Source organism: Halovivax cerinus, assembly GCF_024498195.1.
Taxonomy (GTDB): domain Archaea; phylum Halobacteriota; class Halobacteria; order Halobacteriales; family Natrialbaceae; genus Halovivax; species Halovivax cerinus.
This window is the reverse complement of record NZ_CP101824.1, coordinates 2,954,281-2,975,987: the sequence shown is the minus strand read 5'-3', so window position 1 is coordinate 2,975,987 and position 21,707 is coordinate 2,954,281. Positions and strand designations below refer to the sequence as shown.

General features: G+C 64.1%; 19 protein-coding genes, 1 tRNA gene and 1 pseudogene. 9 read left to right on the top strand and 12 right to left on the bottom strand.

What is annotated here, in order from left to right; genetic code table 11:
- Positions 1-287 precede the first annotated feature (287 nt).
- Positions 288-3,467: a bacterio-opsin activator domain-containing protein gene (locus NO366_RS14050; protein ID WP_256531414.1), complete on the top strand. Its 3,180-nt coding sequence runs from the start codon at positions 288-290 to the stop codon at positions 3,465-3,467.
- Positions 3,468-3,806: 339 nt separating this feature from the next.
- Entirely contained in the window at positions 3,807-4,565 is a 759-nt protein-coding gene (locus tag NO366_RS14045) for a helix-turn-helix domain-containing protein (protein ID WP_256531413.1), read from the top strand.
- 84 nt (positions 4,566-4,649) lie between these two features.
- Here the strand turns inward: NO366_RS14045 and NO366_RS14040 are convergent, their stop codons facing one another.
- A complete protein-coding gene (locus NO366_RS14040; protein ID WP_256531412.1) occupies positions 4,650-5,189 on the bottom strand; it encodes a CBS domain-containing protein in 540 nt (179 codons plus the stop codon).
- Between the two features lie 100 nt (positions 5,190-5,289).
- Positions 5,290-5,649: a DUF555 domain-containing protein gene (locus NO366_RS14035; protein ID WP_256531411.1), complete on the bottom strand. Its 360-nt coding sequence runs from the start codon at positions 5,647-5,649 to the stop codon at positions 5,290-5,292.
- A gap of 412 nt (positions 5,650-6,061) precedes the next feature.
- Here NO366_RS14035 and NO366_RS14030 point away from each other — a divergent pair, with 412 nt between their 5' ends.
- Both NO366_RS14030 and psmB read left to right on the top strand, forming a co-directional pair.
- On the top strand, positions 6,062-6,232 hold the full coding sequence (locus tag NO366_RS14030; protein WP_256531410.1) for a hypothetical protein: 171 nt from the start codon (positions 6,062-6,064) through the stop codon (positions 6,230-6,232).
- A gap of 296 nt (positions 6,233-6,528) precedes the next feature.
- Entirely contained in the window at positions 6,529-7,257 is a 729-nt protein-coding gene (gene psmB, locus NO366_RS14025; protein WP_256531409.1) for an archaeal proteasome endopeptidase complex subunit beta, read from the top strand.
- 301 nt (positions 7,258-7,558) lie between these two features.
- On the opposite strand, the gene NO366_RS14020 is transcribed toward psmB, so the two are convergent.
- The 4 genes and pseudogenes from NO366_RS14020 to NO366_RS14005 all read right to left on the bottom strand — a co-directional run.
- The gene (locus tag NO366_RS14020) at positions 7,559-8,686 is read right to left on the bottom strand and encodes a Gfo/Idh/MocA family protein (RefSeq protein ID WP_256531408.1); all 1,128 of its coding nucleotides are present in this window, start codon (positions 8,684-8,686) and stop codon (positions 7,559-7,561) included.
- Positions 8,687-9,067: 381 nt separating this feature from the next.
- On the bottom strand, positions 9,068-10,351 hold the full coding sequence (locus NO366_RS14015) for a TIGR00341 family protein (protein ID WP_256531407.1): 1,284 nt from the start codon (positions 10,349-10,351) through the stop codon (positions 9,068-9,070).
- Between the two features lie 71 nt (positions 10,352-10,422).
- Complete coding sequence (locus NO366_RS14010; protein ID WP_256531406.1) at positions 10,423-11,274, bottom strand: eIF2B alpha/beta/delta subunit family protein; 852 nt, start codon at positions 11,272-11,274, stop codon at positions 10,423-10,425.
- Positions 11,275-11,617: 343 nt separating this feature from the next.
- Positions 11,618-11,758, bottom strand: a pseudogene (locus tag NO366_RS14005) (DUF5783 family protein); the annotation flags it as partial.
- 888 nt (positions 11,759-12,646) lie between these two features.
- On the opposite strand from NO366_RS14005, the gene NO366_RS14000 reads away from it, so the two are divergent.
- From NO366_RS14000 to NO366_RS13990, 3 genes are all read left to right on the top strand, one after another.
- Positions 12,647-13,720, top strand: coding sequence for an Mrp/NBP35 family ATP-binding protein (locus tag NO366_RS14000; protein ID WP_256531405.1), 1,074 nt, complete (start codon positions 12,647-12,649; stop codon positions 13,718-13,720).
- A gap of 23 nt (positions 13,721-13,743) precedes the next feature.
- A complete protein-coding gene (locus NO366_RS13995) occupies positions 13,744-13,965 on the top strand; it encodes a DUF7976 family protein (protein WP_256531404.1) in 222 nt (73 codons plus the stop codon).
- A 102-nt stretch (positions 13,966-14,067) separates the two neighbouring features.
- Positions 14,068-14,661 (top strand): uracil-DNA glycosylase, encoded by a 594-nt coding sequence (locus tag NO366_RS13990; protein ID WP_256534030.1) that lies wholly within the window; start codon positions 14,068-14,070, stop codon positions 14,659-14,661.
- A 1-nt stretch (position 14,662) separates the two neighbouring features.
- On the opposite strand, the gene NO366_RS13985 is transcribed toward NO366_RS13990, so the two are convergent.
- Positions 14,663-14,911, bottom strand: a complete 249-nt coding sequence (locus NO366_RS13985; protein WP_256531403.1) for a hypothetical protein — start codon at positions 14,909-14,911, stop codon at positions 14,663-14,665.
- 100 nt (positions 14,912-15,011) lie between these two features.
- On the opposite strand from NO366_RS13985, the gene NO366_RS13980 reads away from it, so the two are divergent.
- Together NO366_RS13980 and NO366_RS13975 are read left to right on the top strand one after the other, a co-directional pair.
- The gene (locus NO366_RS13980) at positions 15,012-15,749 is read left to right on the top strand and encodes a hypothetical protein (protein WP_256531402.1); all 738 of its coding nucleotides are present in this window, start codon (positions 15,012-15,014) and stop codon (positions 15,747-15,749) included.
- Between the two features lie 46 nt (positions 15,750-15,795).
- Positions 15,796-15,877: transfer RNA gene (locus NO366_RS13975), tRNA-Ser, on the top strand.
- Positions 15,878-16,206: 329 nt separating this feature from the next.
- Here the strand turns inward: NO366_RS13975 and NO366_RS13970 are convergent.
- From NO366_RS13970 to NO366_RS13950, 5 genes are all read right to left on the bottom strand, one after another.
- Positions 16,207-16,587, bottom strand: a complete 381-nt coding sequence (locus tag NO366_RS13970) for a hypothetical protein (RefSeq protein WP_256531401.1) — start codon at positions 16,585-16,587, stop codon at positions 16,207-16,209.
- 108 nt (positions 16,588-16,695) lie between these two features.
- A complete protein-coding gene (citE, locus tag NO366_RS13965) occupies positions 16,696-17,745 on the bottom strand; it encodes an L-malyl-CoA/beta-methylmalyl-CoA lyase (RefSeq protein ID WP_256531400.1) in 1,050 nt (349 codons plus the stop codon).
- The gene (locus NO366_RS13960) at positions 17,742-18,968 is read right to left on the bottom strand and encodes an acyl dehydratase (protein WP_256531399.1); all 1,227 of its coding nucleotides are present in this window, start codon (positions 18,966-18,968) and stop codon (positions 17,742-17,744) included. The genes citE and NO366_RS13960 overlap by 4 nt, the downstream gene beginning before the upstream one ends.
- A complete protein-coding gene (locus NO366_RS13955; protein WP_256531398.1) occupies positions 18,965-20,254 on the bottom strand; it encodes a methylaspartate ammonia-lyase in 1,290 nt (429 codons plus the stop codon). Before NO366_RS13955 ends, NO366_RS13960 begins: the two co-directional genes overlap by 4 nt.
- Complete coding sequence (locus NO366_RS13950) at positions 20,244-21,704, bottom strand: methylaspartate mutase subunit E (protein ID WP_256531397.1); 1,461 nt, start codon at positions 21,702-21,704, stop codon at positions 20,244-20,246. The genes NO366_RS13955 and NO366_RS13950 overlap by 11 nt, the downstream gene beginning before the upstream one ends.
- Positions 21,705-21,707: the final 3 nt, after the last annotated feature.

Below are 21,707 nucleotides of genomic sequence, written 5' to 3'. Positions count from 1 at the left end.
GCCTAGTGCGTCTGCGATCGGCGTACGCCCCGGCTACTTCGATGAACGGTCAGACGTTGTTTCGAGAGGGGACGGAGAGCGTCGAACGTGGCGGGATCCGGCCCAGACGGTCGAACCACCCGGACGAGGACGGTCCAGATGGACGGACGACGCGGACGATCGAACCGGCGAGATGATCGAATAGTCCGGGCAGTCGAACGAAACGAACTAGCACCGTCCGTCCAACGGCCGCAACAGTTCGACAGTGGTCGCTCCGCCAGACCATACGTTCCCGCGCCCAGTGAGCCATGAGTGAGTATCAGGAACCGGCGAGTGAAACGGGCATCCGGGTCCTTCTGGTCGGTCGGTCCGAGGCCCTCGATCGGCTCGGTCGAATCCTCTCGCCGGACGTGGATGTCCGATCAGTCACGACGCCGAGCGAGGCCGACGAACCGGTCCGGCAGGCGGATTGTCTCATCAGCGACGAGTCGCACGTCTCCGCCCTTCGAGACCGGACCGACCTGCCGATCCTGTCGCTCGTGACCGATTCGGTCGACGAGATGACGGCGGGAGCGACGGACGTCATCCAGTCGGACGTAGCGCGGGAACTGGCGACAGCTCGGGTCCGTAACGTCGTGAACGCGTCGAAAACGCGAGCCAGCGAGCGCGGAGGAGTCCTGCTGGACTCGTCCGAAGCCGTCGTCGCGGTGACCACGCCGGAGGGACGGATCGATCGAGTGGGCGGCGCAGTCGATCGTGCACTCGGCTACACCCCGGAGACGCTCCGTGACGAGCCGCTCGACTCGATCGTTCCGGAGGGGTATCGCCGGACAGTTTCGGACCATCGGCGATCGGTGGCCGAGTCCTCGCTCGACGCGACCGAATCGTTCTCGGCGCGGGTCCGGCGTCGGTCCGGCGGAACCGAGCACGTGCAGATCACCGTCAGAAATCGGCTGGCCGATCCCGCGCTGAACGGACTCGTCTGGACCGTGGTCCCCGTCACCGAGCCGGAGCAGGTCGACGTTCCAGACGCGACCATCGAGCAGTTCGACGATCCGGTGGTCACGCTCGACGAGGAGCGGACCGTTACAGCGGCGAACGATGCGGCAACGCGGCGGTTCGGCCCGCGTGGAGACGCCCCCATCGGGTTCGAATTCTGGGAACTCGTCCCCGGAGAGACCCTGGACACGTGGTACGAGGGCGTTTCCGAGGTCGCTGCCAGGGGATCCACCGGCTCGTTCGTCGTCGACGGACCGACCGGTGACGACATCGACGTCGTTACCGTGTATCCCGACGAGAAGCGCGTCACGCTCATAGCACAGCGTCGCGAGGGAACCCTGGTCGATCGATACCGGTTCGATCTCGAACGAACGGCCGCACTTCTGGACGTCGTCCCCGGGCCGGCGTTCCTCGTTCACGACGGGGCTGTATCGACGGCCAACAGGGCGACGATCGACTACGCGTCGGTCGATTCGGTGGTGGGGCGGCCGCTCGCGACTGTCGTCGGCGACCGGACCGCTGCGACGATCCAGGAGCGGGCGAGCGCGTCGATCCGACGTGTCGACCCTATCGAGTGGCATCCGACGGTCGGGGGCGAGGAACGAACGGTCGCCCTCACGGTCGACACGGTACACGATCGAATCGCGGTCGCTGGTCGCGACGTGACCGACCACAGACGAGTACGAGACGCGGCCATCGCCCTCAACCAGGCGACCGACGACCCTCGGTTCGCCGAGACGATTCAGTCGACTCGTCGGCGGACGTTGACCGCACTGGTGACGGCCCTCGACGTTTCTGTCGGCATCTGGTACCGGCGTACCGACGATCGACTCTCACCGGTCACGAGCGTCGGAACGCCCGACGGATCCGTCCCGACCGTCGCCATAGATCCAGGGACGATCCCGTCGCTAGCGGAGGACCCGGCTGACTTCGGCCCAGTCGGTCGAATTCCGATATCCTCGGACACAGTCATAGAGAACGCGATTGCGCTGGCACTCTCCACCGACGAGGTGGTCGTCGTCGGTTCGTCGCCGACGTCGCTCTCCAGCTCCGGCACCGAATCGGGCCCCGGCCGTCGGGGCCGAGACATCGACGCCGCTACAGTTCCCAGAGACGCCGACGGTCGGTGGTCGGGCGAACCTGCGCCGGGACCGGATTCCAGACTCGCCGTGCTCACGCCCATCCTCAGGACGTTCGTCAGGATCGAGCGCACCCTCGTGTCGTGTCGCGCCGACACGCGTGAACTTCAGGCGGCGCTGCGGTCGGAAGAACGACGGCGGGGTCGAATCGCGTCCGTCTTCGACCGGTACGACGAACTCGTCGACGTCGCGCTGACGGCCCCGACGCGTAAGCGACTCGAACAGCGGATCTGCGGAACCGTCGAAGCGCTCGACGAGGTTGCCACGGTTGCGGTGCTGTCGGGGACAGAGCCGGTGACGGTCCGTGCACGATCGGGATCGATCCCGCAGTCGATAGCGACCGTCGTCGACCAACGGGACGACACAGGCGACTCGCCGGAGGGTACCGAGCGAGTTCGCGGCCCCCTCGTCGACGTCGTCGGCCACGTTCTCGACTCCGGGGAGCAGGTGGTCGAACGGGTCGATCCGCATCCGGGTGATCGGGCCGAACCCGACGACGAGACCGGCACCGAGGGCGCCGTCATCGTCACGCCACTCGACGGTCGAACGCTCCAGGAGGGTGTCCTCCTCGTGTACGTCGACGCAGTGAACGATCGGGACCTGTACGAACGGCTCGGTCAACACGTGGCGACGGTGACAGCCCTCGGAATCGACGCCATCGAATCCATACGGGCCCTTCACGCGAGCGAATCGATCGAACTGGAACTCACGATGGATGTTTCACGGACCGACGCGCTCGCGATGCTGGCATCCACCCTCGACACCCGCGTCGACCTCGACGCCGTCGTACCCGCTGGGAACGGACTCACGTGTTACGTGACCGTCCAGGAGGACGTCGACGTCGACCCGTCGGGGCTCGTGGAAGCCATCGGCCCTATCGATCGTATCGAGCGCCTGCAAGAGACCGATCGCGGAACCCGACTGGAACTTCTCGTGGACGAGCACCCGTACGTCGAGGCCGTCGCGTCCCACGGAGGTGTCGTCACATCCGTCGAGGTCCGGGATGGGGATGCGACAGTCGGTGTCGATCTACCATCAGACCGCGACGTCAGAGCCCTGGTCGAGACGGTCCGATCGACCATCCCGACGACGGCACTCGCCACTCGGCGACCGGCATCGCGTGCGGACGAACCGGATCCGTCCGTCTCGTCCGTTCTCGACTCGCTTACAGATCGCCAGCGCCAGATCCTCCGGACGGCGCACGCGGCCGGGTACTTCGAGTGGCCGCGTGAACGAACCGGAGAGGAGATCGCCGACCGGCTCGATATCTCGCAACCGACCTTTACCCGACACTTTCGAGCCGCCGAGCGACGAATCTTCGACCTGCTGTTCGAGTCGGACGGGTCGTGACGGCCGACCAGTTCGTCGCGCGCGACTCCATTCACCGATCGTCGATCACCTCGCTTCAACCGATGCTTACCCGGGACTGGGTGGTGATAATCCTGTGTTTCACGCCGTTTCCGTAACCGATACCCTCGCTAATCAGTGAATATTGATAGCCAGGACGCGGCCGGCGTGAATACACCTAGCGCCACCGTCGATGACGTCGGCGTGATAACTGGCGAGTACCGATGCTAGGGACGGAAACGGCTGATTACGTGATCGAATCTGTGACGGATGCGATCGAATCTGTGACGGACGGCGTCGATACCGGGCGGGCGGGTGCTTCCACCCACGCGGGTGATCGTCGTGAGTATTGACGCCGGTGGCGCGGCTTCTCGGGACCCGGCCGATGCCGGGATCGGAGAAGAACTCGTCTCGACGCCGCCCACGGATGGACCAGGCGTCGTCGCCGAGGTACACCTGGATCACGATCGCTTGCTGTTGCGACCGACGCTTCGCCGCCTCGACGATGCGACGGCCGTCCCCGAGTACCACGCCGGCGGACCGGACCGTCGCTACCAGTTCGTCTCGTTCTCGGTCGCCGACGAGACCGCACTCGAGGCTGCACTCGAACGGGATCGAACCGTGACGAATCCGGTTCTGGTCGATCGGAATGGCGGGCGACTGGTCTACCGGCTGGACGTCACCGAACGGGCGCTCACGGTCCACGGTGCGATCGCAGAGCAGGGTGGTCGCATCGTCGACGCCCGCTGTACGCAAACGGCGTGGGTCGTCCAGCTCAGGTTCCCCGCCCGCGAGGCACTCGTGTCGTTCAACGAAGCGTGCAAAGATATCGATATCTCTCTACAGGTCACACACCTGCGCTCGGCGGACGACTCGTCGGATCCGGTCGTCGGTCTGACGGCGAAACAGGAGGAATTGCTCGCCGTCGCCTTCGACGAGGGGTACTTCGAAGTGCCGCGCGGAATCTCACAGGACCAGCTCGCAGAACGCCTCGGTGTCTCCAAATCAGCGATCTCACAGCGACTCCGACGTGCGTTGACGGAGCTGTGTTCCACGACGCTCTCGACCGCCTCGTCGGCGTGTTCAGACGATAACTCGTAGCTGCCAGAGACGAACACGGAAGAATCCCACTGCGACGTCGACGCCTGAACGCAGAACCGTCTCTTCACGGAGTTGCGTCGCAACTCAGGAGAGTCTCGCCGCCAGGTCTGCTTCGGTAATGATCCCGATCGTCTCGCCAGCGTCGGTAATCATCACTGCTTTGTAGTGGTCGAGAAGACTACTCACTTCGTCGACCGTCGCGTCCGAAGAGACGGTGGGGAAACTTTCGGCCATGTGCTCCGAGACGGGTTCCGTTCGCGCGTCCTCGTCCAGGTGAACCAGGTCACCCTGGCTGATGGAGCCGACCGGAACACCGTCCTGGATGACGGCCAACTGTGAGTACGCCTCGGATTCCATCAGTCGGGCCGCCTCGCCGACCGGATCGGTCGGTGAGACGCTGACGACGTCCTCGTTCATCAGGTCGCCCGCTCGAATGATGTCGCCCGCTGCTTCGTCCAGGGCCGTTACGATTCGACGAAGCGTCGAGAGTCGCGGATCGACGTCACCACCCTCGATCCTGGCGATGAGTGGCTGGGAGACGTCGGCGCGATCGGCCAATTGGCTCTGCGTCAGATCGAGGTCCGTCCGCCGTTGACGGAGATCGGCTGGCGTCGGCAGTTCCATAGCTGTACATAACTATGGGTTATAGAAAGGTGTTTGGGTCGAACGGATCCAGGTGTCGCCAGATCAGCCCCAGCCGGTGGTTCGGGCAATCGATCGACGGTCAGGCGGTCTCGTCGTCCGGTTCCTCGAAGACTTCGACCACGTCGAGCGGGACGTCTTTGAGCGCGCCGCCGACTTCGCTCTTGGCGATGCGGCTCGCGTGTTCTTCGCCCTCGGCGTTGAACACCTCCATCTCGAGCGCGAGGCCGACGAGCGCCGTCTCGGCCGCGATGAACGCGGAGTCGAACGGTTCGCCGCACGCGGGACACCCAGTCGCGCCCACTTCCACCTCGACGTACGTCATGTCGGCCTGGTTCAGTCGTTTCCCGGCTTCGCTGACGGCTACGCCGATCGCGTCGTCGACGCCGTCTACGTCGCGTACCAGCCAGGCCGCTTCCATCGCAACGAGATAGTTGCTCATACGCCCACGTCGGGCCGACGGGCTACGTTCTTTGCGGTTTCTCTCGACGCTGCGGGCGAGCCGATCGAGCGACAGCGATCTCGGTCGATCCGGCCACGTCGAACCCAAGCGACTACCGCTGGCGATCCGCGACTGGTGGGACACTCGAACGCCTCGTCAGAGCAGTGGCGACGTCACGGTCGGGTTCACGACCCGCACGAGAGGTGAATCATGGCCATACGTTACGAACAACGTGCGGATACAAGCCGCCCACATTACGTGTCGATCGACTGAGTCCAAGTCGAGTTTCGAACGGGTAAAGTGTACTTGAATCGCAAGACTGCGCCGGGCCCAATCGGTGATGAAGAATCCTGACAGAGCGGCCCCGGCAGGAAAGCTTATGTATCCCCTGCCGCAGAGGACCGACCACGCGATGACAACCCGCGCCCACCGTGCGCTCGTGTTCACCCTGTACCAGTTGACTATCCTGTTCGGCATCCTGTTGATGCCGTTCGCGCTACTGACCAGACAGGTCGGCGTCTCGGTTCCGATTCGCCGACTGATCGTCCGGGCGGAATCAGCGTACGAGAACACCAAGCCCTGATCGGATTCTCACACCCTCTAGCGTCCCGTCACCGCATCGGTCACGAGTTTCACCGTTGGCTCGAGTCGGTACGTCGAGGCTGATCGACGCGACCCGATTCTCGCACAGTCCTATTCGCAACCCACCGATGCGTCCAGGATGCCGCTCGATCGAGCACCTCCCCTTTCACGACCGGTCAGCTGCCGGCGACCGCACCGCCAGCTGACCCACCGACGTGAACGACGACAGGCACGCCCTCGAATCCGGGGTCCGTTACCGCCGATGTTTTATACTGTCCCGTGCCTTAGTGTCGCCTAATGCGTACACCGACTGTCGACGATTTCTCGACGACCGCCGATCGACTCGCCGGTAACCGTGACCCGTACAGCCCAGAACTCGGTTCGCTCCCGCAAAACGACGTCGACGAAGGCGACCTCGACAACGTCAACAAAACCGGGACGACCACGATCGGGATCACGACGGCGGACGGTGTCGTCATCGCGACGGACATGCGCGCGAGTCTCGGTGGCCGATTCGTCTCGAACAAGAACGTCCAGAAGGTCGAACAGATCCACCCGACGGCTGCGCTCACGATGGTGGGCAGCGTCGGCGGCGCTCAGTCGTTCATCTCGTCCCTCCGGGCCGAGGTGAACCTCTACGAGGCCCGACGCGGCGAGAACATGAGCATCGACGCGCTGGCCACACTCGCCGGTAACTTCGCCCGCGGCGGCCCGTTCTTCGCCATCCATCCGATCCTCGGCGGCGTCGACGAGGAGGGAAGCCACGTCTACAGCATCGATCCCGCTGGCGGCGTGATGGAAGACGACTACACCGTCACCGGCTCCGGGATGCAACTCGCATACGGGCACCTGGAACAGACGTACGAAGCGGACCTCTCGAACGACGAGGCGAAGACGATCGCCGCACAGGGCATCAAATCGGCCGCCGAGCGTGACACCGGCTCCGGCAACGGCGTCTTCCTCTGTGAGATCACCGACGACGGTGTCGAGATCCAGGGCCACCACGACTTCGACGACGTCATCTAAGGCCGAACTCGAACACCGATCCACTTCTCGATGCGACGCCACTCGGCCAGTGGCGTGCCGAGGCGCTCGCACGTCGATATCCGAGATGTAGCATCAGATATCGGACGCGTCGCCCACCCCGAACCACTGTCTACACACGGTGGTCGAAGGGCGGCCGACGGATCAGTCGCGCGTCCCGCCAGCGATAGATAGCGGTGCGATCCAATCCGGGTCGTCCCATCGTTCGACGAACGGGAGCGCCACTCTAGAGGCTCACCTGACACTTTCGATTCGCTGGGCACGTGGTCTCACGCGTCGGTGCTCACCGCTGAAACTGTACGCCTGCGGCCTGTTGCGGTTCGACAGTGCCGTCTTCCGGAGAGTCGAGTCGGACGCTCCGATTGTGGGCGGCGGATTCGTAGATCGCGTCGATCACACGCTGAACCTGGAACGCCTCGGTGACGGTGTTGGTCGTCGGGTCGGAACCGGTCTCGACGCACTCGAGGAAGTGTCGATCCTGGATTCGATATCCCGGCTCGGCAGCGTCGGTCGAGAGGACGGCGTCTTCGTAGTGGTCCACTCCGGACGTCCCGGCTGAAAGTATTCGACAGGACGTCTCGCCGATCTCGAATTGCGCGCCTGCACGGGACCCGCGTACGTGGATATCCATCGATGGCTCGCGATTCGACGCCCAGGCCGCTTCGAGCGATATCGTCCGTCCGTCCGCCGTTCGCACGAACGCGGAGACCGAGTCGTCGACGTCGTACGAAGCGCGGCCATCGGGTGCGGTCCCGCCGAAGTCGTCGGGGTCCGCGTACCCGTCCGGATCGTCGAAGAGTGACCGTGTCGTACCGGAGACCTCGACGATATCGGGGAAATCCATGGTAGAAAGTGCGAGGTCGATCGCGTGGACGCCGATGTCGATGAGCGCACCGCCGCCGGCGAGCGCTTCCTCTGTGAACCACGACCCGGTTCCCGGAACGCCGCGCCGACGGACGTAGTTGGCCTCAACGTGCTGTATGTCGCCGAAGCGTCCACGTTCGTTCTGCGCGTCGAAGAGTCGAGCGGACGCCGAGTGCCGGTTGTGAAAGCCGACCATCGTACACCCTGGTGCGTCCATCGCCGCTTCGCGGATGCGACGTGCACTCTCGATCGTGTGGGCGAGCGGTTTCTCGACGAGGACCGATCGACCAGCCTCGAGTGCGGCGACGGCGATCGGTTCGTGAAAGCGATTCGGTGTCGTCACGACGACCGCCTCCACCTCGTCGTCGACGACGAGGTCCTCGTAGCGTTCGTAGGTCCGCGCGTCGAACGTCGTGTTAAACTCGGCCCTCGAATCGGGGCTGACGTCCGCCCCGGCGACGACGGTGGCGCCGAGGTCCGCGACCGTTCGGGCGTGGAGGTGTCCCATCCCGCCGAGGCCGACGATTCCGACGCCGACACTTCTCACGTACTCTCACCCGGTGTCGGCGCCGGTGAGCCTGGCCGTGTAATCGACACTTTCTCGGAGGAAATGGTGGAATACCGGGGTCGCATTGACGAACCCAGGTACGCGGACGAAATAACTTTTTTGACCCGAGAAGCACTCATACGTGTGACTTTCAGACCTCTCGAATAATATCTAGTATTATTCACACAATTCTGTCACAGTCGGCTACCTGCTCACTCTCCCAATCTAATTCTCTCACTCACACACTCTTACTCTCTCACTCCCACACTCTTACTCTCACACACTCTTACTCTCACACTCTCTTACTTTCACACTCTCTTACTCTCTCACTCACACACTCTTTCTCTCCCTCTCGCCTCGTTCTACCGTTCGGCTTCACCGTCAGCTGCTTCGCTGTGTGTCGACGAGTTCGACGACGACGTCTACCTCCCTTCCGGTAGCCGATTCCAGACGATCGCGAACGCGATCTGCCAGCCCAGTGGTATCGACGTTTCCCGGCGGTCGCTCGGCGAGCACCGTGACGCTCGCCGGCTCTCCGGTGTACACGTCGTGAACGGCGTACGAGACGTCGACTTCGTGGAACTCGTAGGCGTCGAACGCTGCGGCATCGTTCATCGACTCGAGTTCCGTATCCACGTCGTGGGTTACACTCGCTACCTGGTAGGTGCCGACCGTCATCCCGATCAGTACGACGGAGAGCAGGCCGATCGAGACGAAGAGTATCGCGGATCTGGCGACGAGTCGACGGACGGTTCGATCCAGTCCGTCGACACTGTGCGGTCGGTACCCGAGCATCCACAGGAGCACCAGGGCGCTCAGGTTGATCGCCAGTACGTTGACGAGGACGAGCGTGCCCGCGGTGAGGACCACCATCGGATCGCCCCAGGCGATACCGAGTCCCGCCGTCGCGGCGGGCGGCACGAGCGCGACGGCTATCGCCACGCCGACCAGCACCGACCCAACGTTTCGCGTCAGGCTCACGACCGCGGCCGCACCGGACCCGAGCGCCAGAAACAGCGACAGCAGTGACGGCGTCACCCGCTCGGCGACCTGTGGAATGGCCACGATATCGAGTCCTGGCGGCAACAATACGGTTCCCCTGAGGAGGTACCCCAGGAGAGCGGCCGTGACGACGGTGAGGACGAGGCCCACGAGTTGCAACGTCACACCGCGTGACGCGAGTTCGTCGTCGTCGACGACCACGCCGACACTCGCCGTCAGGGCCGGCCCCATCAGCGGAGCGACCACCATCGCGCCGATGATCGTCGCCGCCGAGTCGGTCAGCAACCCCGCCGTCGCGATGACGCTACTCAGCACGAGCAGGACGGCGAACGTCGAAAAGGCTGGCGCCAGATCGATGGCGCGAGCCCGAAGTTCGTCACGCGCAAGCTGACCACCATCGTCGCGGTCAGCGTCCGCGTCGGCACCGCCGACCGACGCTTCGACCCCCAGCACGACGATTCTCGTGTCATCGTGGAGACCGGCGTCCCGGATCCTCGCGAGGAGTGAGTCGACGGCTCCGGTCGGGACAGGAATCGACGCGACGGCCTCGTACGCGCCATCGCTCGTCTCGTCCAGGAGGCCGTACTCGACCCCCGCCGCATCCAGCGTGGCAAGGACGGTCTCGCGCTCACCGCGCGGGACGTACAGTTGCACGAGTCGCATAGCGCGTCCACCACGAACCGCGAGAAAGAAGGATCGGTGTATCCGATCTAATATCGGTAGGCAGACCGACGTTAGTCGGAGCGAACGCCGTCGTCGGTCACGATCCGATCGACCAGTTCGATCGGGGTCTCGTCGTATGCTGGATTGGAGACGGTAAACGCTGTCGTCGGCTCCAGCATGACTTCGCTCTCCGAGCGGAACTCGTTCTCGAAGACGAACCCCTGTGTGATGATCTTCGAGGCCGCTCCGAGTACCGTGACGGGGACGTCACACTGGTTCGCGGCCGCCGCGAGTGGGAACGTACCGACCCGGTTGTAGAGTACGTCGTCGACGATGCAATCCATCCCGACGATCAGCCGGTCGCACTCTCGCAGGTGAAAGCCACCCGCCGCGTCGGTGATGAGCGTCACGTCGACCCCGTCGACGGCGGCGAACTCACGCGCCGCCTTCCGGCCGATGTAGCGTGGGCGGGCCTCCGTCACGTAGAGATCGAACGTCGCTCCCTCGGCCGTCGCGAGTTCGAGGGCTTCGAGCACGGTCGAGGAGTAATCGTGGGTCATGAGCGTCGCGTCACCCGAAAGGAGCGAGACTGCGTTCTCGGCCGCGCGGCGTTTACCCGACTCGACCCTGGCGGCGACGTCCTCGATGACCGCCTGCGTGACGGACTTCGCTTCCTCGACGTCGGCGACGTCCGCACCGGTACTCTCGTCGACGACTTTCCGGAGAGCGTTCTGTAGCGACGCGTGCGAGGGATTCGACCGACGGAGCACCCGCGCGTTCTGGTCGAGCGCGGTGTGAAATTCCTCGATCGAGGCGTACTCGCGGTCGAGCAGCGCTTCGAGCGCACGGGTCGCCCTGATGGCGACCGCCGAGGAGCTGTGTGTCTGCATCCGTCGGATCTCCTCGGCCGTTTCGTCGATCATGTCTCAGCCGTCGGCCGTCCGGGCCAAAGCCGTTTCGGGTAGTCTCAGCGACGAGCCAGTCGACCCGACCGTGGTTCGCCGCGCCGCGCTCTGCGACGGCGGCCGCCGTACTCCCGCTCCCATCGATTCGGGATGGTTCCGAGCCTGAACAAGTTCGGTCGATACGAGAACGCCACCCGTAGACGACGGCGCGTTCGAGGTGGAGACCCGGCACGTCGACCACCGCGTCTAACGCCATGAGCGCGAGAAACAAGATCACCAGCATCACGAAGTGGTGGGCGGCGAGTTCCGCGAGCCCGTCCGGCTCCATGCCCCGTTTCGGTGAGTGTACGCGAAACGTGGTTACCTGCCGATTGATCGCGCGGAGCCCCTCGGTGTCGTAGCTACCGTGCAACTGCTGGTAGACGTTCGAGTACGCCTCTTCCAGTTCCTCGAAGTAGTGGACGTACTTCTCTTCGAACTTTTCGGGATCGAATTCGGCCAGATCGGTTTCTTTGACCGGAAACGGATACGGTCGCTCCAGAATCCGGCAGTGGAATGATCTGAAATCCGGTAACCGGTGCTGGGATAGAATCTCAGCTCGGTTGCGAACTGGACCCAAGCGGGATTAGTTAACATCTATTTTGATCCAATTTAGTTTGCCGATCCTCATCTTCTTCCCAAATTTCAGCAGTCAGTTTTTGTTGTTCACAACTAGTCTCGGTAAACGGGTAACGTTCGTCGACAATTTCACCATTTATAGTTACTGATACAGAGTACTTGCCATGAGGAACAACGTTTTCGATACGCCTCCGAGTATTCGGTTCAAGCTCATACGTATCACCGGCTATTAAGTCTCCAGATGGGGTTCGAAACTGTATTCTGAATACTGCCCGATTGGTAGTCGCATTCGCTAGGTACATATCAACACCCCTATTGTCAAAAATGTTTATACATCCGGAAGGGATAATTAGCAGTCCAGCACACAAGCTTATAACCAGTTGCCGTCGTCTCATTTGTAGTAACGCATCGAATATATCTGAACGTCCATTTTCAGTGACTGGTCCCTTCGGCACATATATTTTATTTGGATTATTATTTTGATTCATCGGAGATTGTTCGGGGTATCACAGGTACACTTCCATTGTCCTCTCCGACAGTGATAGAGATTTCGTCGACACTCCCTGCAGATTTTGGCGATGTCTTAGGGGGAAGCGATCGATTGCTGTGGACGCCGTTCTCCCTCAACGTCGTCGCTTCGAGCGGAGGCGTGGAACTCGACCCGACCCACCGACTGACGGCGGACCGTAGTTCGACTTCGTCGGGTGACGAGGTTCGTGTCCGCCATCCGCCGAGCACAACCCTTTTCGACCGTCGACCGCGATGTTCCGACATGGACGAAGCCGCAGTTCGCGACTGCCTGCGGGAGATTGAGGACCCCGTCCTCGACGACGACATCGTCTCGCTCGGACTGGTAAACGACGTGACGGTCGACGACGGGACGGTCCGGGTCGACCTCGCCCTCGGCGCACCGTACTCACCGGCGGAGACCGATCTCGCCGGCGAGATCACGAATCGACTGAGCGACGAGGACGTCGACGTAGACCTCACGGCGAGTATCCCCGGTCGGGACGATCGTCCCGACGAAGAAGCGGTACTGCCGAACGTGAAAAACGTGATCGCGGTCGCCTCCGGGAAGGGAGGTGTCGGCAAGTCGACTGTGGCGGTCAATCTCGCGGCCGGCCTTGCCGATCGTGGCGCTCGGGTCGGGCTCTTCGACGCCGACATCTACGGCCCAAACGTGCCGCGGATGATAGATGCGGACGAACCGCCGATGGCCACGGCCGAGGAGACGCTCGTTCCGCCCGAGAAGTACGGCGTGAAGCTGATGTCGATGGCGTTTCTCGTCGGCGAGGACGACCCCGTCATCTGGCGCGGCCCGATGGTCCACAAGGTCATCACGCAACTCACCGAGGACGTCGAGTGGGGCCACCTGGACTACCTGGTGGTCGACCTCCCGCCGGGAACCGGCGACACGCAACTGACGATGCTCCAGACGATGCCGGTGACCGGTGCCGTCATCGTCACGACGCCGCAGGACGTCGCGCTCGACGACGCACGCAAGGGACTCGAGATGTTCGCCGAACACGAGACGGTCGTCCTGGGAATCTTAGAAAACATGGCCAGCTTCGCCTGTCCCGACTGCGGGAGCCAGCACGACATCTTCGGTAGCGGCGGCGGTGAATCCTTCGCCGACGTCCACGATCTCCCGTTCCTCGGTTCGATCCCGCTCGATCCTGCTGTCCGTGCGGGCGGGGACGCGGGTGAACCGACCGTCCTCGGTGACGGCGAGACGGCCGAGGCGTTCGCCGACGCGACCGCCGAGATCACGGACAACGTCGGCATCGTCCACCGCCAGGCGATCGCCACGGAAACGAACCGGTCGGCTCCGCCGATCGACGACTGAGGTCGACGACCGACGACGATCCCATGACAGATGACGAGTTCGAACCCGATCCCGAACACGTGGCCGTGCTTCGCGAGATCGCAGACGACGTTCGTGGCGATTCGAGCGAGCGCAAGCAACTTTCGAACATCCTCTATCGCACGAGCGACATCTACGATCCCGACGAGCAGACCGATCCCGAAGACGTGATTCGCAACGTCAAGTTCATCCTCGAAGTCGTCGAACGAGGCGGCCTCGACCGCTAGGTCGCTCGGACGGTGTCGACGACCGCCCCACCGCGTCGCTTTTTTGTCCGGGCCGCCCACCGTCGGACGATGGAACCGGAGACGCGGTCGAATCCGTTCGGGATGGACGAGGACTGTCAGAACTGTCCTGGACTCTGCGAGACGCGTGAGACCGTCGTCCACGGGTACGGCGACGTCGCGGCCGACTTCTGCTTCGTGAGCGAGCGACCCACCCGGCGGGCGGATCGGACCGGGATCCCATTCGCTGGCGTCGACGACTTCTCACGCCTCCATCGGGCGCTCGGTCGGCTGGGTCTGTGCGATTTGACGAGCGATCCAGCCGCTCCCCGGCTCGAGAACGCGTACGTAACGGCCCTGACGCGGTGTCGTCACCCCGATCGCGGGCCGACCGACGACGAGGTTGGTACCTGCGAATCGTTTCTCGACGCCGAGATACGGATGATCAACCCGCAGTTGCTGGTCCCGATCGGCCAGCGGGCGCTCTCGAGACTCGGCGCCGAGTACACGACCCGCAACCCGGACGACCTTCACATCGACGACTGCCACGCCGAACCGATTCGCGGACGCGGGTTCGAACTCGTTCCGATGGTCGCCCCGACGGCTGCGACGGACGAGCGACTGGACGACTGGGTCGTCGCCTTCGCCGAGATCATGGCTTCGGACTATCGGCAGACGAAGGGGCGACGCGATCGGTGACTCACCAGTACGGCGTGTCCAGCCACCCACCACCGCGGGAACCGATCGTGGACAGAATCGCGACGAAGGCGATCACGGCGAGAGCGACGAGAGCGGCCGCCGTCGTCGAGAGCGCCGAGGTCGGGTCGAGAACGTAGCCGCTGACGAGGCCGTACGTACCGAGTGTGGCGGTGAGAATCACGACCAGCGTGCCGAGCGCGCCACCGAGTCGTCGTTTCAGCGTTCGCGATCCATTGGTTCGCGGATGCATGGGTCAACGGAGTACCCGCTCCGATGTAATCGTAGGGGTAGACGGCGACACCCGGAGTCGAAACGGCGCGTTCATGGGCCCCGAACGCGTCGGTGGGTCCATGATCGTCGTCGTGCCCGTCGATCCACCGTGGGCGGAGTGTGCGTCGTCTCGACTGTCGATAGCGGATCAACTCGACGATAGCGCCGTCGAGGCGCTCTACGAGGCGTCCGTCACGGACGTCCTGAATACTGCACACGCGAGTGGTGGTCAACTGCTCGTCAATTATCGCGACGGAGAAACGCTTCCCGAAACGGATCGACCCGACGATCCCGAAGCGGCCTGTCGGGACCTGGTGGAGGGCGCGCTCGGGAGCGAGGAGGTCCGATTCGAACGTCAGGTCGGCTCGACTCACGCCGCGCGAATGGGAAACACCGTCACGCACCTGCTCGAACGGGAAGACGCCGCCTCCGTCTGCGTCGTCGATCCGCTGGCACCGCTGGTTCGCAGATCGGACGTCGACGGCGTCCCGATGAAAGCACGACGGGACGCGATCGTTCTCGGGTCTGACGGTGCGGGCGACGTCTACCTCGCCGCCTTTACCGATCCGATCGATTTCGAAGACGGCTTCGAATTCCCTGCGCTGTCGACGCTCGCCGACCGAGCAGCGGCGACTGGACTCCCGATCGGTTTCACTCCCATGGTGCCTCGACTCACGACGGTGACGGGACTCGCCGCCACGATCGCCGGAATCGATGCCCGCCGCGCCGCGGGGGACCCGATCCCCGAATCGACGGCGACGGCTATCGATCGGCTCGAACTTGACGCCCACGTTCTCCGCTCCGAAGACAGTCGATAAGTGGGACCGACAACGCTTTTGTACCGGACCGAAAACCACCACGTGTGGTGGGGTGGCAGAGCGGCCTATTGCGCCTGCCTTGAAAGCAGGTGGCGTCAGCCTCATGGGTTCAAATCCCATCCCCACCGTTGCTGTCGCGAACAATCCGTGAGCGACAGCGAGGTATGGTGGGATTTGAATTATACCGAGGTTCTGTGAGCGTAGCGAACAGGTTCTCGGGGGTAGTTCAAATCCCATCCCACCGCTTCTGCGACGAACGGACGTGAGGAGCGAAGCGGACACGTTGGATTTGAAGGAAACCAGTCTCAGTCCGCGCAGCCGAACGGAGGGAGGTTCGCAGGACCGTCTTCACGTGGGTCGAAGCCCACTCCCACAGACGACTCGTAGTCACTTCGAGACCACCGATGAGGGAGAGCGACGCGATCCACCCAACTGAATCGCGTGTCCGTCGGTCTGCCTACCGGTGTTCCGACGCGGCAGGTGTCGGGGGTGAGAGAAGCGATTCGCCGGAGACGAGTGTGTCGACGTGTTCGTCACAGAGGGCGAACGGCCGGTCGTCTCTCGTGTAGTCGACGCGCGATTCGACCACGCCGTTAGAGACGGTCGTCTGTGGGAGCCAGCGCGGGAACGAGACGGTGCTGTCGCGGGCACAGCCAGGGCACCCGCAGGTGCCGTCTGCGGAATCGCGTTCGAACCGATCGGTATCGGGAACCACGTCGAGTTCGCAATTTCGACAGAGCGCTCCCACCGCGGTGTTCGTGACGAGATCGATGACGGCCCTGTTGTAGCCTGGCTCGCACCGACAGCGGATACATCGTCGGCTATCGTCCGTCGCCATTCGTGTGGGTCAACTCGCCACCACGGTACTCAACTCGACGTTGTAAAACTATCGGATGTCCGTTCGAAAGGAGGTCCGGCCGACCGGTCGCTGTGAGACCGACGGACGTTACGGTGAAGAGATATCGATCGCCCGGGCCCGTTCGAGCGATTCGTCGTCGTACTGGGCGGCGGTCTGTGCCGGTGCGCGCTCGTCGATCGTCCTGACCATCGAGACGGCGTTTCGAAAGTTCTTGATCGTCGCCTCGTCGATCATCTGGCCGTCGATCGCGACAGCGCCGGTACCGTCCTCGAGGGCGGCCGTCGCACGTTCGATGCGGTCGATCGCCCGGTCGAGTTCTGCTGGGCGTGGCATGTGGACGTGATTCGCCTGGACGGTTTGCTTCGGGTGGAGCGACCAGGAGCCGTCGAGGCCGAGGTGGGCCTCGCGTTCGACCTGCGACGCGTACTCGTCGGCGCGATACGCAGTCACGCCCGCCCGCGTCGTATACAATTGGTCGAACGGCCCGCCGATGGACAGAAGTCCGTTCGCGCTGGTCTCGATGGAGAGCGCTTCCAGTACGTTGTCCCACCGGGGCCGGCCGTCGCCGAGATCACGCCCGCCGAGCTCGGCGGTGTAGTCGACTGGGCCGAAGACGATGGCCTCGAGGACCGAGTCGGCCCCGATTCGAGCGATGTCGCCCACTGCCGATCGAGCCCGAGCCGTCTCGAGGATTATCGCGAGTCCGACCGCCTCGGACGAGACGCCCGCCGACTCGGTCACGTCGTCGAGGACGGTTAGCACGCGCCGGAAATCGTCGACGCCGCCGACCTTCGGGACCACGACGCCGTCGATCGACTCCGTCGCTTCGGCGACGAGCGACTGGATCTGCTCGCCGCCACGCTCTCGGAGCCGTGCATCGTCGTAGCTCCACTCGACGCGGGGCCAGATCTCACCGGCGAACTCGTGCTCGTCGAGCAGCTCGATCGTGTTCTCGAGGGCCGCATCCTTCATCGACGGTGCCGTTCCGTCCTCCAGGTCCGGAACGAGCCAGTCGGGTGCCTCGAATCCCTCGGCTGTGAGTCCCGATCGCAGGTACTTCGCCGTGTCGGCTTTCGCGACGGCCGCCGGGGCGGTCTGGAAGCTTCGGCAGAGTCGTGTCGTGTGGTTCGTGTTCATATGGTCTGTGAGTGGTGGGTCGCTCGTTTTCGAATCGCGGCCGTTCGGAAGCCCGAGTACACCGGTTCCTCGGCCTGGTTGAAGGCGACGTGTTCGAACCGGACTATTCCGGCTCGATCGTCGGGCACAGCCCCCGCGAACTCAGCTGCCGGCTCGGTAGCTGGTCGATCCGACGCTGTGTCGTCGACGGCTTCGAGGACGCGAGTAAACCCGTAGATCGTATCCCCAGGCGTGACGAACGCGTGGAATCGCTCGTCGTCGAAGCCGAGTTCTCGGTACGTCGCCTCGTCGGATCGAGCGTGGCCGAGTGCGATCGATCTGGTGACGTCGCCGTACGCGACGACGTCGCCCGACGGCGCGTCGGCCATAGCGTCCGCGTTGTGGTGTTGCTTCGCCGTGTTCAACGTCGAGAGCGGGAGCGCGGCGACCGTCACGTCGTCGATGGTGCGGCCGCGTTCGTGGGTGTAGGCGACGTGGCCGCCCCGGTCGGACGCCGTTTCGAGCGCCTCGACGAGGTCCTCGAAGTACGGGCCGTCCGGCGCGACGAACGGCCCGGTCGGCCCGTCGTCGACGGTCGATTCGTCCGCCGAATCGTCACTCGAACCGGTCGGGTCGTCAGTGGATTCGTCCATCGATTCGTCAGTCGAACCGTTCCTGTCGACAGTCGATTCGTCCGTATCGGCGCCCGAATCGGTCGGGTCGTCCGTGCGGACGGGTTCCCGGCGTGGAATCATGTTCGTCCGTTCGTACGAGCACAGGGCGTCGCCAGTCACCGCGTCGGTTCCAGTCGTTCGCCAGGTTACGATGGAATAGGATGGGCGAGAGCGGGATTCGTCGACGGACAGCACTCGACTCTCGACCCTGAGTTCGGTTCCCGGATACACGTCCCGGTGAAACCGAACGTCGGTGCGACCGAGGAAGTAGCCGCCCTTCTCGCTCAAGTCGCAGACGGTGACGCCGAGTGTCGCGGCGAGCACGTAGTCGGGATGGATCGGCGGTTCGTCGTACCCGTTCTCGCTCGCGCGGTCCGACCGCCAGTACGTCGGATCGTGATTGAGCGTCTGGCCGGTCCACTGCTCGGCCCCCCAGCGAGAGAGCGTCAGGCCTGGGTCGTGCTCGATAACGTCACCTTCTTCGAAGAAATCGGCGTAGTGGCCGGTTTCAAGCGTAGTCGTCGCGTCGACGAGACGACCGAACGTTTCGGGGTCGGTCCACTCGGTCATCTGGCGTCACCGCCACGTCCGGCGACGTCCGTTTGCGAGGCGTCTGTCGTACGCCGTCGCCGCCTGTCGACGGTTCGTCGCATCTCGTTCTCGACGATCATGTGGCCCTCGTCGAAGCCCATTCCCGGTTTGGCGAGCACCTGGGCGGCCTTCGTCGCGAGTGCGACGTGGGCCGTCGCCCGGGCAGACGTCGCGGTCTCGTTACAGGTGCCGCCGAGGTACGCCCGGGTCTCCGTCCCCTCGCAGTAGCGGACGGCCGCCGCGCTCCGTTGCAGACCGCCGAGGTCCGGTGTCTTCACCTGAACCACGTCCGCGGCGCCCGCGTCGACGAACGCCTGCACGTCGTCTAGGGTGTTACACCACTCGTCCGCCACGATGTCCACGTCGACGCCCGCGTCGGCGAGACCGTCGCGGAGTTCGCCCATGGCCGCGAGCTGGGCCTCGCGGTCGCCGGCGTCCACCGGACCTTCGATCTGGAGCGAGTACGGCGCCGCGGCGGCGGCCAGTTCGGCGACGTACTCGACGACCGCGGGACGGTCGTACGGCGGATCGAATAGCGTGCCGATCGTCCCGTAGACGTCGACGTGGAACGTCGGCTCGTACTCGCGACCGCCGAGTTCCGCGGTTCGATCGGAGAGCCACTCGAGATACTGCCGTAACCGGTCGCCGTCGGTACCGACCTTCTCGACGCTGTTGAACAGTCCGTGGGGCAGGACGGGAACCCTGGAGAGGAGCATCTTCTCCGCGTTTTCGTACCTCTCGTCGCCGGACTGGCCGAAGACCGGAATCGGCCTCGTCGCCGGCGTCGCGTCGATCGCGTCGGCGACGACGTCGGTCATCGTCGTGCGCCTCGCTCTCGCCGCGGCCGCGAGCAACGCCTGCGAGATGCCGTACCGTATCGCCGTGTGCAGCCGATCGCCGTCGACCGACAGCTCCTCGATCGTCGCTGCGTTCTCCGCAAAGGCGTCGGCAGAGTGTCCGGATAACGCGTCCTGGATCGGCCCCTCCACCGTAGATACGTGGTCCGTAGCACGGAACAGTGGGTCCCGGCCACCGGCGCCGCTGTACTGGACCGCGGCGCAGTCCCCGCGGACTGCGTCGCCGTCTGACAGATCTATCGTGACGATGAGCGATTCGCCGGGTTGTCGAATCCGATCGAAGCCCTCGGTGACGGGGTCGCCCTCGTAGACGAATCCGTCCTGGGAGGCGCCGTCCGCGATGGCTCGCTGGTCGTCCGCGTAGAAGCCGGTGACACCCGGTGTCGCCGAGATCGACTCAATCTGCATCCGACACCCCTCCGGATCCGTCGGCGTCGGTCGGTCGGCCGATGAGGCGGCCGTTGCTGATCGCGTCGACGTCGTCGGCGACCATGTGGAACGAGGTGGAACGGTCTTCCGTCTCGGCTCGGCGTTCGAGCCGCGCCGCGTGAATCTCTACGAGCTCGTCGTCGAGCGCCAGGTCCCCCGGGTCGAAGAGTCGCACTCGACCGTCGTCGTCTCGCGCGGGCAGGCAGGCCCCGTTCGCACTCTCGCTCGGCGCGAATGGGACGTCGAGCGCGCCGGTTTCGAACGCGCGGACGGTTCCCGCCGCGACGTCACCGTCACCGTGTTCGAAGACGGCGTCTATCAGACATCTGGTTTCGCGCTCGATCAGGTCCCGTTCCGCCTCGATGCCGTCGATGTCCAGTCGCTGCTCCATCGCCATGTCCATGAGTTGTCTCGTCGTTCGCAGTCCGGCGGCGTTCGCTTCCTTGGTCGGGACGCCCTGGAACTCCTGTGGGGACTTGGTGATCACCTTGTCCGGTCGCGCGATCGCGGCCGTCACGGCACCGAGGCCGATGACGCCGTTCGCGCGTGCTTCGTCCGGTGGAAACCCGCCCATCCACTCGTGAAAGACGGTCGTGACCGTGACCTCGTCTGGCAGGTACTCCTCGCCGAGCGCCCGCAGCGCTCGCAGCGCGGCGACGTCCTGGACGACGTTCCCCACCTGGCCGTACCCGAGCGTCAGTGAGCGGACGCCCTGCGTCGCCGCAAGAAGTCCTTCGATCACCATTATCGCGATGGCGATCGAGGGTGGGACCAGCGTTCCGGTCAGTGGACCGAACGGTTCGCGGTTGATGCGCACGCCGTGTTCGGTGTAGAGTCCTGCGAGGCGGTCCACGAACTGCCAGTGTTCGATCGTCTCGGCCAGGTTCCCACGCTTCGTGTACGGGATGTTGTAGGAGATCGGACCTCCTTCGAAGCTCTGGAAGCCGCCAGCGAGGGTGATAGCGGCGAGCAACCGGGCGTCGGGCGTGCCGTGGCGCACTTCGATCGGGGCGTCGACGGACGTGATCAGTTCACGGCAGCCTTCGACGCCGTGATTGACAGCTGGAAAGCCGTTGAGCGCGTCCGCACCCGTCTCTCGTGTCCGTTCGAGACCGGTGCTGGCTTTCCCGTACTCGTTGTCGCGCGTGTACGAATCGATCGTCGTCGGGAGGAGATCTGCGCCACCCCGTTCGTGGAGGAACGCGAGGAGATCGATCTGCTCGTCGAGCCGCGCGACGCCGGCACGTGGCTGCAAGAGCGGTCCCGTCGCGGACTCGAGAACGGTCGCGAACGACTTCTCCGGTGCGAGCGAGTCGTGAAACGCGAGCGCATCCTCGAAGTCGACCTCGTCGCCGGTCGGATAGGTCCCTCGCACGCTCTCGTCGATCCGCCGTAACTCGTCAGACGCGAGGCGTTCGTCTCGAACCATTCG

Excerpts from the sequence above, each read along its gene's own strand:
- NO366_RS14010 (WP_256531406.1), bottom strand. The coding sequence starts at position 11,274 with ATGATCGACGAAACGGCCGAGGAGATCCGACGGATGCAGACACACAGC.
- NO366_RS13950 (WP_256531397.1), bottom strand. The coding sequence starts at position 21,704 with ATGGTTCGAGACGAACGCCTCGCGTCTGACGAGTTACGGCGGATCGAC.
- NO366_RS13955 (WP_256531398.1), bottom strand. The coding sequence starts at position 20,254 with ATGCAGATTGAGTCGATCTCGGCGACACCGGGTGTCACCGGCTTCTAC.
- NO366_RS13980 (WP_256531402.1), top strand. The coding sequence starts at position 15,012 with ATGATCGTCGTCGTGCCCGTCGATCCACCGTGGGCGGAGTGTGCGTCG.
- NO366_RS13960 (WP_256531399.1), bottom strand. The coding sequence starts at position 18,968 with ATGACCGAGTGGACCGACCCCGAAACGTTCGGTCGTCTCGTCGACGCG.
- NO366_RS14050 (WP_256531414.1), top strand. The coding sequence starts at position 288 with ATGAGTGAGTATCAGGAACCGGCGAGTGAAACGGGCATCCGGGTCCTT.
- NO366_RS14030 (WP_256531410.1), top strand. The coding sequence starts at position 6,062 with ATGACAACCCGCGCCCACCGTGCGCTCGTGTTCACCCTGTACCAGTTG.
- NO366_RS14040 (WP_256531412.1), bottom strand. The coding sequence starts at position 5,189 with ATGGAACTGCCGACGCCAGCCGATCTCCGTCAACGGCGGACGGACCTC.
- NO366_RS13970 (WP_256531401.1), bottom strand. The coding sequence starts at position 16,587 with ATGGCGACGGACGATAGCCGACGATGTATCCGCTGTCGGTGCGAGCCA.
- NO366_RS13990 (WP_256534030.1), top strand. The coding sequence starts at position 14,068 with ATGGACGAGGACTGTCAGAACTGTCCTGGACTCTGCGAGACGCGTGAG.
- NO366_RS13995 (WP_256531404.1), top strand. The coding sequence starts at position 13,744 with ATGACAGATGACGAGTTCGAACCCGATCCCGAACACGTGGCCGTGCTT.
- NO366_RS14000 (WP_256531405.1), top strand. The coding sequence starts at position 12,647 with ATGGACGAAGCCGCAGTTCGCGACTGCCTGCGGGAGATTGAGGACCCC.
- NO366_RS14015 (WP_256531407.1), bottom strand. The coding sequence starts at position 10,351 with ATGCGACTCGTGCAACTGTACGTCCCGCGCGGTGAGCGCGAGACCGTC.
- NO366_RS13985 (WP_256531403.1), bottom strand. The coding sequence starts at position 14,911 with ATGCATCCGCGAACCAATGGATCGCGAACGCTGAAACGACGACTCGGT.
- citE (WP_256531400.1), bottom strand. The coding sequence starts at position 17,745 with ATGAACACGAACCACACGACACGACTCTGCCGAAGCTTCCAGACCGCC.
- psmB (WP_256531409.1), top strand. The coding sequence starts at position 6,529 with ATGCGTACACCGACTGTCGACGATTTCTCGACGACCGCCGATCGACTC.
- NO366_RS14035 (WP_256531411.1), bottom strand. The coding sequence starts at position 5,649 with ATGAGCAACTATCTCGTTGCGATGGAAGCGGCCTGGCTGGTACGCGAC.